This window comes from Chitinophaga parva, from assembly GCF_003071345.1.
Lineage (GTDB): Bacteria > Bacteroidota > Bacteroidia > Chitinophagales > Chitinophagaceae > Chitinophaga > Chitinophaga parva.
The window spans coordinates 868801-881484 of the sequence record NZ_QCYK01000002.1 but is presented as its reverse complement, the minus strand read 5'-3'; the positions used below and the strand labels follow the sequence as shown (position 1 = coordinate 881484).

Below are 12684 nucleotides of genomic sequence, written 5' to 3'. Positions count from 1 at the left end.
GATCGCCAGCAATACCGCCTACAGAACATCTCACCTACGCGCGGAAAATTCCCAGTCCCCGTTACGGCGGTACACATGCATAGCACCTGTGCCTCTAACCGAAGGGAAGTATTCCCCGTAACTGGCGTTTTGCAGCTTAATCCCTTCTGTGCAACGTGCGTTTATACATTACCGTTATATATGCTTAACCATTATCTAATGTTTAGTTAACAGCATGGTAACACGGCCATAACATACCCCTGCTACTTTTGCGCACTGAAATAAAACCATGCAAGAACTGTACTTCCACGTCCGCACGTGGAACCGGCCAATCCATGCTGTCAATGCTGTCAACCAATCACCATTATGAATAAGCGACCTATTCTTTTTGGGAGCATTGTGAGAAGTTTGCTTCCAATGCTCTTTTTTGTATTGCTGTGCAACCACGTCTGGGCGCAGCAATCAGGAATCATCTCCGGCAAAGTAATGGAGGATGGCAACCCGTTAGCTGGCGCCACCATTACGATCCCCTACACCAGGTATGCCACTACCTCCGATGTAAGTGGCCACTACCAACTGACAGTTCCCACCGGTACCTATACCGTCACCGCTTCATTTGTAGGTTTTACAAAAGCGGAAGTGAAGAACGTAAAAGTAACCGGTAATGTACCGGCTACGGCCAGCTTCACGTTAGCACCGGCCAGCTCGGAGCTGCAGGAGGTAACGGTAAGCTATGGTAAACAAAAGCAGCGCGAGGTGACCGGCTCCATTGCCACGGTACAATCCAAAAACCTCCAGGACATGCCTGTAATGCAGTTTGCACAGCAGCTGCAGGGCAAGGTGGCAGGCGTACAGATCAACCAGTACAGCGGCCAGCCGGGGCGCGGCATTGGCTTTATTATCCGGGGCGCGGCATCGTTCTACTCCAGCAACCAGCCGCTTTTTGTGATTGACGGCACCCCCATCACCGGTAGCATCAACAACATCAATCCCGCGGAAATTGAAAGCTTCAGCTTCCTGAAAGACGCATCTGCCACCGCGCTCTATGGATCCAGGGCTGCCAACGGTGTAGTGCTTATCACCACAAGACATGCAAAAGCAGGCGCATCTTCCGTAGAATTTTCTGCCAATTACGGATTCCAGAAAATACCCACCAACAAGCTGCCCGATGTCATGAATGCAAGACAGTTTGCCACTTTCATGAAAGAAAGAGGGGAAGATGGCCTGGCGTATGAACCTGGCTACAAAATTTCAGACGACTATCATGCGGCGTACGACAATCCCGACCAATACGGCGAAGGTACCAACTGGTTCAAACTAATGACCCGCACCGCGCCCATTCAAAGCTATGACCTGGTGATACAGTCTGCCCGGGAACACTCCTCCTCTACCGTGATAGCGGGTTACCAGGAGCAGCAGGGCGTTATTGTAAACAACGGCACCAAGCTGTATTCTGTAAGATTGAACCAGGACGTAACCCTGGCCAACAACAAATTAAAACTCGGCGTGAACCTTGCCCCAAGCTACCGGGTGGATCATAATAACCGCCTCAGTACAGACGGCGTAGGCGGCTATTTCGAAAGATTTTTTGAGGCAAGCCCGCTGGTTTCCCCTTACAACCCCGACGGCTCTTATGCACGCAACGTGTATTCTCCGGGTATGGTGGCTTATATCAACCCATTGGCCACGTTCAATCTTACCAATGACGATTATTACACCACCCGCATCCTGGGCAATGCCTATTTAAACTATGAATTTTTAAAAGGCCTGAGCATCAAAACAAACATCGCGGTAGATAAAGGCGCTGAGACCAGGAAGTATTTCCAATCCGGCCAGGTAACCGGCACAGAAGGACAGACCACCGGCACCAGTTCCGCTGTGGACAATGGTTCCTGGACGGCAGAGGCAAACCTGGTGTACCACAAAACCATTGCAAAAGACCATGAGCTGGAAGTCTTAGCTGGTTATTCTGCCCAGAAATTCAGCACTTACAGCAACACTTTAACCGGCCTTGGATTCCAGAGTGATGACCTCAAATACCTGAATGCCGCAACGAGCATTACCGGCGGCAGCAACGCCAGCGCGTACTCCATGATCTCCGGCATTGGCCGTTTGAATTACAGTTACAAGCAAAAGTATTTACTCGGCGCGGCTATCCGCCGGGACGGCTCCTCCAGGTTTGGCGAAAACCAGAAATGGGGCAACTTCCCCTCTGTATCCGCAGGCTGGGTGATCAGCGACGAAAATTTCATGAAGCCCGTAAAAACGATCAACTTCATGAAATTGCGCGCCAGCTATGGCATCACGGGCAATAATTTCTTTGGCAACTACGACCCGCAGGCCACCATCGGCACTTACTACTATGATTTCAATAACACCCTGGCCCAGGGCCAAACGATCAACCGCCTTGCCAATAATGACCTGCGTTGGGAACGCAACAAACAGTTCGACATTGGCCTGGAAGTAAGTGTGCTGGACAACCGCATCGACTTCACCTATGACTATTACCATAAAATATCCGATGGCCTGATTCAGCAACGCGCCATCCCGGTATCGTCCGGCTTTTCGCAGATCATTTACAACGTGGGTGGTCTGAAAATGTGGGGACATGAGCTGAGTGTGAGCACCAAAAACCTGGTGGGCGCTTTAAAATGGAACACCACCTTTATCATGTCGTTCGACCGGAACCTTATCACCAACCTGGTTGATCCCGGCTACATCAGGAGAAATAACACCGTCACCTCTGACTATTACCGCCAGCAAACGGGCCACCACCTGGGTGAATTCTATGGTTTCGTATTTGAAGGATTATATAAAGATGCGGCCGACCTGGCCAACTCCGCAAAATACCAGACCACTGCCGCCAATCCCAATGGCGTCTCTGATGTGGGTACCATCAAAATGAAGGATATTAATAAAGACGGGGTGATAGACGATGTGAACGACCGCACTTTCATTGGTGACCCCACGCCTACTTTCACCGGTGGTTTGGTGAACAGGTTCTCCTACAAACATTTTGATCTTAACATTGACATGACCTTCTCTGAAGGAGGCAAAATACTGAACGCCGCCAAATGGGCATACCAGACAAATATGGATGGCTCCAGGATCCCCCTGGCCGCAGCACTGGACCACTGGCGTTCTGAATCAAACCCGGGTTCCGGCATTTACCCCCGTACCAAAACGGGCACCACGGCACTGGGAAGATCTGTTAATTCCCAGTGGGTTGAAAATGGTTCTTACTTAGCGGTGAAGAACATCTCTCTGGGTTACAGTGTGCCGCTGAAAAGCAGCATGATCTCCAATTTACGGGTGTATGCATCGGTACAGCAGGCCTTTGTATTTACGCATTATTCCGGCATGAACCCCGAGATCAACGTGGGCGGTTCAGATCCTACCATCGGCGTGGGCATTGATGAAAATGCCTATCCTATTCCCAGAACATTCTCCCTGGGCCTCACCACTACATTCAAATAACTTAAACGCTTCAGATAACATGAGACGATCCGTTTATATCACCTTAATAATAGCCGTAGCGCTGACATCCTGCAAAAAGGATTTCATAGAATTAAGCCCGGAAGATGCTTATACGGCGGGAACATTCTATAAAACAGAAAGCCAATTCAGCGCTGCTGTAACCGCTGCATACACGCCACTGGGCGATGTATTGGTAAACGATTACTTCACGTCTGAGATGCACTCTGACAATACCGTGTACCAGCCCATTCCCGGCAACCGGGGTACTGCCATTGTACAGCGGGAAAACATTTCAGATTTCACCAACACTTCTACCAACGATTACGCAAATGCAACGTGGCAGCATAGCTATACCGGCATTTCCCGCTGCAACATTGTGATAGACCGCCTGCCGGCCGCCCAGATCTCTGATTCTGCAAAAGCGCTCTTTGACGGCCAGGCCAAATTCCTGCGGGCATTGAACTATTTCAAGCTCGTACGCCTGTATGGCGGCGTGCCCCTGTTCCTGCACGAGGTGACCACCGCAGACCAGGCATTCAAAGCACGCTCCACCACGGATGAGGTGTATACACAGATCATTGCAGATGCACAGGATGCCATTAAAGAATTGAAGGCGCCGGCAAAATTCCCGCAATCAGGCGAAGCTACAAAGGGTGCCGCCACCATCCTGCTGGCAGAAGTGTACATGGTACAGAAAAAATGGGGCGATGCGGAAGCACTGTTAAATACCCTGCTTACCATGGGTTACGACCTGAATACCGACTACGCGGCAGCATTTTCACCAGACAACAAGAACAGCCGGGAGTCCCTTTTCGAGATCCAGTTCCTGGGTGGCACCGCCACGGGGTCCAGGCCTAATGTATTGTCTTTCCATTTCCTGCCCAGAAGTACAGACACTAAATTGCTGACGGGCATCACGATCAACAACACCAGCACCGGTGGGTGGAACACGCCCACCTGGCAGCTCATCAATGCTTATGAGCCCGGGGATAAGCGACTGGAGGCTTCTATTGGCGTTATAGAGGGCACTTACAATGCCAGTAATTACCTGGTTTATTCGGCGGTAAAAAGTGTAGTGAATTATGTACCTGCAACAGGCAAAACGGGCGTGCCTTACATCAAAAAGTACCTGCATGCTCCCCTGCCTGCTACCACTGGTTCCAGCGACAACTTCCCCATCTACCGTTTTTCAGATGCTTTGTTGCTGCTGGCAGAGGCATTAAACGAAGAAGGTAAATCAGCGGAGGCATTAACACCGCTCAACAGGGTGAGAACAAGAGCGGGACTGCCGGATGTTACCATCACAGACCAGGCACACCTGCGCGATACGATCTACCACGAGCGCAGGATTGAACTGGCTTTTGAGAACCACCGCTGGGAAGATCTTTTGAGAACGGGCAAAGCGCTGACCACGATCAACGATTTTGGCGTGGTGATCAAGAAAGAACAGACCTTCCTGGCGTCTGATGCTTATGTGATCGACGGGCACAATCTCCTGTTCCCTATTCCGCAACCGGAGGTGGGATTGAATCCTAAAATGAAACAGAATGACGGGTACTTTTAACAGATAGTAGCGTTTTAAAAAAAGAGCGATGAAAAATATTTTTCATCGCTCTTTTTTTATTCCTCTATGTCAAGCGCGTCTTTGTAAGACTGCTTATAGTACTTTTTCAGGTTTTCTTTCAGCCGCTCCCTGTCTGCAAACGGGGTTCCATCCAGCCACTTATCCACGCCCTTCATAGACACTACGGCATCCCTGGCGGAAAACTTATCAAACACCAGGCACTGGTCGTTCTCTGCATAAAATAATCCTTCGCCCCGGAACACGATCAGCATGCGGTAGGTGATGCCCTGTTCATGGTAGGTGTATACTTCCTTTTCCCCCAGCCCTATCAGCTGTTTTGCCAGGGCAGCTTTTTCTTTATGATTCATCCCTAATGACATTTAAATACATGACCAAATAACGATTTGCTTCCATCTATCCTTCTTCGTATAATGGCCTTTACATTGCCATTCCGCATTAACGCCGGCTTTTCGATGCGCCACCACGTTCTTTCTCCATACGCTCCAATGCGCTTTGCCCCGGTAGAAAACACGTTCACCTCACCGGAAGCATTGTCTGCAAATCTTTTAGACGCAATATCCCAAATCTCGGCGGCTTCTTTACCACTCAGGGGGCTACCGGGGCTAAATAATTTCAGGTCATCCAGGTATTTCCCGCCCACGGTTTGCTCCAGCGTAGTTTTACCGTTGGCCGCAGCCCATGCCTGCGCTGTTTCCATCCGGGAGCCGGACCAGAATACGGCCCCGTCTTTTGTTGTAGAAAAATCCAGGTGATTCGTGGCCAGGTCTTTCAGTGTATTAAAGTCAGGGACCGTTGGACCCAGGCCATCTGTATCTACCCAGGTATTCACGTCCTTCACATAGCCGTACAATGTTGGGTTATCGCCCGCCAGCTTCACCGGGTCCGGGCTGATATAATTGCCCTCCCCGGGACTGTAGTAGCGAAACCGGTTGTAGTACAATCCCGTCTCTGCATCTTCATACTGGCCCTGGAAGCGGAAGGGACAAGCCCCGGGATCGCCTTTACCGCCACTGCGCACCCCGCCGTAAATATCCAATTCAGCCGCCCATACCTGTTGCCCGCTTTCGTCATACATTTCCACGGGCGTGCCCATGTAGTTTGAAATAATGGAATAAGCGTGATCGCCGGTCAGCTTTGCTGCCGGAGCCAGGCTGCCGTCTTTAAACACCCAGGTGATCAGCCCTTCCACCGGCTCAGTGCCACTTGCTTTCAGGTCGCCCCATGCATCGGTGACCAGCACTGGTCTTTCCGTTGCGGCATATTGCCATTCCTGGAAGGGTGTGCGGCCATCCCAGATCCAGCGCGTTACTGTACCGCGGTATTGCTTTTCCATGCGCCTTCCCAGCGCATCATAGGCAAAGGAAACGGTCTCGCCATCCGGCCGCGTCACTTCCTGCAGCATGCCATTGGCATACCATGCATATTTCCACACGGTACCCGCGCCATTGCTTTTTTCTATAAGATTCCCCTCCGCATCGTAACGATAGTGCCAGCCCTGGTTCCATGCCAGGCGCCCGCCAGCTTCATAGCGGCGGTCCCGCTGCGTGGCGCTGGTGTAAATGTTCCCCGCCGCATCCGGTGTTTTGTATTGGCGCTGTCCGTCTTCATACTCCGCCCAGGCCAGGTTATCAAAGTCATCGTGCCCATAGGTGATAAATCCATTCGTCAGTTCATTCAGCATGGTCACCAGCCGGTCATTTGCATCCCATTCGTAGCGCCGGCGCCGGGCCTCCCGGCCACTGGTCCGTACCGTTTGGCGCAATGGATGTCCTGCGTGATCATAAGCCATATGCGCAGATAGGTTACCCGGCAGCCAGCGGTCGGTTTCCATCCCCAGGTTATTGTAATTAAGGCGCATGTCCCAATGCTGCTGCCCCTGCGTTGCTGTCATCCTGCTAAGCAAGCCCATAGCGGTGTATTCCATTCCCAGGTCAGCCCCCAGGCTGCTTTGCAGGCGGCAGCGTTGCCCCGTCCTGTTAAACACAGATTGCACCGTATATTCCTGCCCGTTAACCACCGTGCGCTCTGTGATCACCCTGCCGAGGTTATCCCGGTTAAAATAGACCGCTGCATAATCGTTAATGGCGGACGTGAGCAGGCCGTTCTTATCATAGCTGAATACCTCAAAAGTCCCATCATGATATTCCAATCTTATAATGCGGCCATTGGCATCGTACTCACAGGTGGTAGAGCGTCCTTCCGGCCTTGTTACCTTACGGATCCAGCCATTGGCATACCGATCATACTGGCGCTGCTGCCCGTCAAAGCCCGTTTCCTTTACAATTTCGCCACGCCCGTTGCGCTCAAAACAATACCGTTCCTGTACTTCATTGGTAATGCACATAAGTTCATCCTCCCCGTTGTACTGCAATTGCCAGGTGGCGCCCCTTTCCGTACGCCGGCGCAGGCTGCCCAGCGGCGTGTATTCAAAAAGGATATCATGCTGGCTGTCCCTCGCGTGCAATACTTCCTCATAGGCATTGTATTGTAACCAGATCACATTTCCATCCGGCTGCTGTATGCGGGTAGCGCGGCCCAGCAGGTCATACACCAGCGACTGTACCCCACCACTTGCGTTTATGCGGCGGATGCAATGGCCCAGCTGATCGTACTCCCACCGGGTTTCACTGCCATCCGGCAGTGTCACGGACGCCAGGTTATCCTGTGCATCATATTGCAGCAAGGTTTTCCTGTCTCCATTTTCTATCCCCACCAGGCGGTGGCGGGCATCGTAACTATAACTGGTAATCGAATTGTCTGCGTTGATGACCACCTCCGGCAGCCCCAGTTCATTGTAGGTACGTACTACCGTATTCCCTGCGCCATCGGTATGCATAACCATGCGGTCGGTTTCATCAAAAATGAATAGCTCTTCCACTTTATCCGGCAGTATGATGCTAACGCAATTGCCCCGGTCATCATAACGGTACCCGGTCATGTTTCCTTCTTCATCAATACTACGGTACAGTTCTTCCCATTCCGTGTAATCCATAAAGCGGTTATTGCCCAGGGCATCCGTGATCTGCGTACAAAGCTGATCCTCATCGTAATAAAAAATCTCGCTACGGCCGCCGGGGGAGTGCATTACATTGTAGCCAGCATGATAGGTGATTTGTCCTTCCAGCAGGCCTCCGTCTCCCCAGGTACGCACACAGCGATGCCCCTCATATTTCCAGTAAAACGACTGTCCGTTGCGATCCGTTTTCTTTATCATATGGTGCTGCTCATACACGATGCAGGTTGCCTGTTGCAATGCATCCGTGATCTTACAAAGGTCGCCAGCTTCATTATAGGCATAGCCTGCCAGCAGTTGCTGCTCACTATGAATGGCCGTGATACGGCCTTCCTGGTCTGTAAAGATCTTCAGCACCCTGCCGGCACTGTCTATCACCTGCGACAGCACACCGCTGTGGTATACTGCTTTGATGGCAAAGCCCTGCTCATTGCGCAGCATGGCCAACCGGAGGTCGCCATTGAAGACGTATATGAACTGTGCCACATGATCTTTCACTTCAAAGTGATCGCCGCAATGCCGCAGGGTAAGGCGTTCTATGCGGTTGTAATTTTCTTCTCCCGGCAGGGGTAATTCAAAACCTGCTGCACGCCCGTCCGGCAGCAGCATGGCTATTTCCGTTCCATCCATTATTTCCAGCCGCGTATCAAACAGGCAGGTGGTACCATGCCCCAGCAAGCCCTTAACACCACTGTCGCTGTGCCAGTGCCGCTCCCATTTCAGGGGCAGTATGCCAGGCAATTCAAAATCGCACCCTGTGTACAGTACATTCCCCGTCACCATGTTCACAGGGTCCTTCAGGCACTTCATCTTTTTAAAAGCCTTATCCATCGTGGCACTGAGGGCTTTTGTGGCTTTGCTGTTCAATGCCTTGCTCAGTAGCTTCCTGCCTCCTTTCAGCAATGCGCTGAATCCAAAAGAGGCTACAAGATTGATCAGTGCCCCTGTAAGGTCCGGCACAAAGGGGCCACCCAGCATTACAGGCATCCCGATGGGAATGGGGATGCTGAAAGAAGTGGGCGCAAATAAGGAAAACATGGGCTTAAACTTCTCCCCGGCATGGGCAGACAATGGGATGCCGATGTCGTTACACGTCATCTTCATATAGGTGGTAGGGCTCAATCGCCTTCCCTGCCCATAGGTATTCATGCTGCCAAAGAAATTCACGGACTGGTGGGCGATCAGCGGCATCTCCACAAAAGGCCCGGTGGCAATGGGAATATGTTTCCAGGTGACCAGCATGCCGCTGGTATCGGACACGCCGCGGCGCATGCCGTTCACAATAATGCTGGCGCCTATGAACGGAATGTAGTCCATCACATCAAACACCAACCCGATAAAGGGTTGCAGTGGGTTGAAAGGCGGTAATTCAGTAAAGTGGATATCTATCCCAAGGATGATGGTTCCGTGTTTGTTCACGAGGTTCATACAAATGCATTATGCAGTTAACAGTGGTACACGTACATTGCGATAGGAGTTAAAAAGGGTCAACAATGTGCCAAGTGTTCCGCATGGGTAAAAATATAAAATAAAACGATGATTTAGGTATCCTTACAAAAATCCGGTAACATTTCCAGGCATAACAAATATCAGGCCCATTTGCATCGCCCGGAAGGCTCATGAAAAATTTGTCTGTATTCCCACAAAAAAAAAATTGAGACCACCCATTCCCGGGTGATCTCAACACATTTTTTTACACATTTTTCTAACTCACGCTCCTGCAATTTGCACCTTATACACCGCATCGTCCTCCAACACACTGATCACCTGCTGCAAGGTGCTCCTGAACGCCGGCGCAAGGCCCATTGCCTGGTCTTTCAGCTCCCGCAGCAAGGCCGTAACCTGGCTGCCCGTCAGCGACACGGTGCTCTTATAATCGCGGACCTTTGCCAGCACACTGTCCGTGGCCAGTTCAATGGATCCAAAAATTGCTTTCTGCAGGTCTTCTGCCAGTTCAAATACTTCCCTGCGTTTGCCTTCTCTAAAGATTAAAAAATCCAGTCCCATGGTTGTATTAAATTTAAATGGCTAAATGATCCGGTCCAGCAGGTCTGCCGCCCGGCCTTTCTCATAATCCGCCACATCTGTATCCAGTGGCGTGTTCAGTACATCTGTAAAATAAGTTCTCGCGGTATCCAGCTGGCCTTGTAAGTAGTACACCTCTCCCAGTACGCAGCTGGCACGCACCAGCAACACCGGCATCCGTTCCTGCCGGGCCATTGCAATGATCTCCTCTAAAATGGTCACAGCCCTGCCCGTTTGTCCTGCATCCAGCAGGCGCAGGGCCTTATGCATTTCCTTGTCCATAAGCACACTAATTCCAACCAAAATTTACATAAAAAAATGTTCCCGTAATATGATCTTTTCATGAAAAATCCCGTTCACCTTCGGCAAACGGGATCTTATATTTTTTTTAACAATGTATGCTAATCGAGTAAAGTCCAGCTGCGCTTGGCTTGTACCTGCTCTATGGTCTTCTGCTCTGCCACTACGATGTTCTCCCTGCGCTGGCCAATAAATTCCAGGCTGCTCAGCTTATTCCACAGCGCACTCAGTACCTGCATAAAATCCAGCACCTGCGCCATGGATTGGTGGATGTTGTAATGATCGTACACCAGGTCCACCGTGCGGGCCAGCAGGTCTTCAAAGTTGCCGGGGGTCACGTCTTTCCATTCATAAAAATATTTCAGCATTTCTTCTTTCTCCCGTGCACCGGGGTAGTTCATCACCGTATAAAAAATGTGCGCCAGGTTAGAGAAATAGCTCACTACCTGCACCGGGGGCTGCTGGTGGGCCACATTCCGGTAGGTGAAGAACACCTGTGCTATGTAGTCCAGCATGCGCTCTGCCAGCAATTTAATATTCCCGGCCAGGGGCGTACGGCTGTCCCGCGCCGTTACCTTATCTATGATCTTGAAGCTGCAGATCTGGATCTCGTTCAGCAGCGTGCTTAAACGCTCGTAGTAACGGATGAGTGCCGGGTGGCTGATGATGGCCGCGCAGGGCGGAATGTAATTTTCATTGACAGACACGCGCCCATGCTGGCGCAGCAATTGCCCTATCACCAGGTGGTTGAGGCCCATTTCGCCTGCTTCCACCTGCTCTCCGGGCAAGATGTTCAATGCATACGCATGCGCAGCAAACGGGTGGCGGGGCGGCGTTTCTCCGGGATCTGGCACGCCGGTGGGCACCCGCTCGTAGGGGTTTACACTGAGCACAATGCTGTAACGTGTTACCTGCCCTTCGTCCTGGGGATCGGCATCGGCAAAGCTGTAGTGCTGCACCAGCTGGTCTGCATATTCCTGGGGCAGCAGGTGAATGCGCAGGCCTCCCGCGGTCACGGCATTGCATTGGCGCAGCCGCACCTCCACCTGGTTGGTCACCCGCTCTGTAATTTCAAAATCACAGCTCTGGCGCTGACCGCGGAAAGGCGGCAGCAGGCCAAAGTCGTAACTGCGCAGGAACAGCGATGTGGCATCGCGCAGGGTGTCGGCAAAATGGTCTTCTGTGTCAATGAACTGTTGTTTGGATATTTTCATACCATCCACCCAGTTCACTGCAGGATGTCTTACAGGAAATAACATAAGCTTTTCATTTACATCAAAGCGCTACAGGATCACTACGCGGTCTTCACCGCCCAGTTCATGTTCCAGCCGCGTTACACGCCTTGCATGAATGGTGTATTTCTCACTCACCTGGTTTTGCGCTACGGATATGTCGGGATTAATAAATTGCTTCTTTTTAAAGAAGGATGGCTTCACATAAAAGATCCATCCGTAAGCATCCCCTTCCGGCCCTTCAAACTGTACACCTGCCCGGGGGAATTTGGTATTGTAATCATCTATGAACTTCTGGAACCATGCGCCAAACACCATGTCCGGCGGCGCTTTCACTTTCACCTTCAGTGGGCTGGGATCATTCACCGCCTTGAACAGCTCCACTTCCAGTACTTTCAGTTTATCAAGATCCACGTCAAACAGGTCCATGGACACGGCCTGGCGAGGATAATACCAAACGGTATAAATTTCTGACGGGATCTCCAGCATGGCCATGTAAGCCCACCAGAACACGAGCGGCACCAGGAACACCAGCGCCGATGTAGCCGCCAGCCAGCCATAATCCAGGTCGTTAAGCCAGTTGAAGGCCAGTTTAAAAAGGAACACGCCCAGCCCCACCGCAATCACCGCGCACAATACCAGCATGCCCTTGCGGTGCTCCAGCACCTCGGGGTAATGTTTAGACAAAAGCCACACCGCCAGAATGCCCAGCAATAAATAAATAACCTGCGCGCCCAGGTAGCCCCATGGCATAAACTGCAGTCCCAGTGCACCGCCGAAACCCGGCACCGCCAGCACCAAGCTGGTTAGGAGTACCGTCACCACCAGGCGACGGCTGCTCATTAATTTGTTTTTCTTATTGAGGACCACCATCACGGCCCCCATGATCATAGTGAGAAGGGGAAAAAGAATGTAACTGGTAAAAATCGGCTTAACATCCATCGTTATTCGGTTCCGTAATTGTAACTGACGTTTATAAAGAGAAAAATAAGTTTATTTTTGGAAGCATCGCCTGGTAGGGTTTGATTTTTGTGGGTGTTACTAACAATTAACCAGTTTCAGCTGTCGTTTTT

8 protein-coding genes are annotated in these 12684 nt (G+C 51.2%); 2 read left to right on the top strand and 6 right to left on the bottom strand.

Annotation, left to right across the window (positions count from 1 at the left end):
- The first annotated feature begins 345 nt into the window (after positions 1-345).
- Together DCC81_RS13975 and DCC81_RS13970 are read left to right on the top strand one after the other, a co-directional pair.
- The gene (locus DCC81_RS13975; RefSeq protein WP_240612987.1) at positions 346-3456 is read left to right on the top strand and encodes a SusC/RagA family TonB-linked outer membrane protein; all 3111 of its coding nucleotides are present in this window, start codon (positions 346-348) and stop codon (positions 3454-3456) included.
- A 19-nt stretch (positions 3457-3475) separates the two neighbouring features.
- The gene (locus tag DCC81_RS13970; protein ID WP_108687235.1) at positions 3476-5020 is read left to right on the top strand and encodes a RagB/SusD family nutrient uptake outer membrane protein; all 1545 of its coding nucleotides are present in this window, start codon (positions 3476-3478) and stop codon (positions 5018-5020) included.
- A 56-nt stretch (positions 5021-5076) separates the two neighbouring features.
- Here DCC81_RS13970 and DCC81_RS13965 read toward each other — a convergent pair whose 3' ends face one another.
- The 6 genes from DCC81_RS13965 to DCC81_RS13940 all read right to left on the bottom strand — a co-directional run bounded on the left by DCC81_RS13965 (position 5077) and on the right by DCC81_RS13940 (position 12553).
- Complete coding sequence (locus DCC81_RS13965) at positions 5077-5388, bottom strand: hypothetical protein (RefSeq protein ID WP_108687234.1); 312 nt, start codon at positions 5386-5388, stop codon at positions 5077-5079.
- A 2-nt stretch (positions 5389-5390) separates the two neighbouring features.
- Entirely contained in the window at positions 5391-9482 is a 4092-nt protein-coding gene (locus DCC81_RS13960) for a DUF6531 domain-containing protein (protein ID WP_108687233.1), read from the bottom strand.
- Between the two features lie 282 nt (positions 9483-9764).
- Complete coding sequence (locus DCC81_RS13955; RefSeq protein WP_108687232.1) at positions 9765-10061, bottom strand: hypothetical protein; 297 nt, start codon at positions 10059-10061, stop codon at positions 9765-9767.
- 21 nt (positions 10062-10082) lie between these two features.
- Positions 10083-10361 (bottom strand): hypothetical protein, encoded by a 279-nt coding sequence (locus tag DCC81_RS13950; protein ID WP_108687231.1) that lies wholly within the window; start codon positions 10359-10361, stop codon positions 10083-10085.
- A 119-nt stretch (positions 10362-10480) separates the two neighbouring features.
- Positions 10481-11638 (bottom strand): hypothetical protein, encoded by a 1158-nt coding sequence (locus DCC81_RS13945; RefSeq protein WP_108687230.1) that lies wholly within the window; start codon positions 11636-11638, stop codon positions 10481-10483.
- A 24-nt stretch (positions 11639-11662) separates the two neighbouring features.
- Positions 11663-12553, bottom strand: a complete 891-nt coding sequence (locus DCC81_RS13940) for a TssN family type VI secretion system protein (RefSeq protein WP_133177665.1) — start codon at positions 12551-12553, stop codon at positions 11663-11665.
- Between the last annotated feature and the right edge of the window lie 131 nt (positions 12554-12684).

What these genes read in the sequence shown, in the direction of transcription:
- DCC81_RS13965 (WP_108687234.1), bottom strand. Translation starts at nt 5,388, where the DNA reads ATGAATCATAAAGAAAAAGCTGCCCTGGCAAAACAGCTGATAGGGCTG.
- DCC81_RS13970 (WP_108687235.1), top strand. Translation starts at nt 3,476, where the DNA reads ATGAGACGATCCGTTTATATCACCTTAATAATAGCCGTAGCGCTGACA.
- DCC81_RS13945 (WP_108687230.1), bottom strand. Translation starts at nt 11,638, where the DNA reads ATGTTATTTCCTGTAAGACATCCTGCAGTGAACTGGGTGGATGGTATG.
- DCC81_RS13940 (WP_133177665.1), bottom strand. Translation starts at nt 12,553, where the DNA reads ATGGATGTTAAGCCGATTTTTACCAGTTACATTCTTTTTCCCCTTCTC.
- DCC81_RS13950 (WP_108687231.1), bottom strand. Translation starts at nt 10,361, where the DNA reads ATGGACAAGGAAATGCATAAGGCCCTGCGCCTGCTGGATGCAGGACAA.
- DCC81_RS13975 (WP_240612987.1), top strand. Translation starts at nt 346, where the DNA reads ATGAATAAGCGACCTATTCTTTTTGGGAGCATTGTGAGAAGTTTGCTT.
- DCC81_RS13955 (WP_108687232.1), bottom strand. Translation starts at nt 10,061, where the DNA reads ATGGGACTGGATTTTTTAATCTTTAGAGAAGGCAAACGCAGGGAAGTA.
- DCC81_RS13960 (WP_108687233.1), bottom strand. Translation starts at nt 9,482, where the DNA reads ATGAACCTCGTGAACAAACACGGAACCATCATCCTTGGGATAGATATC.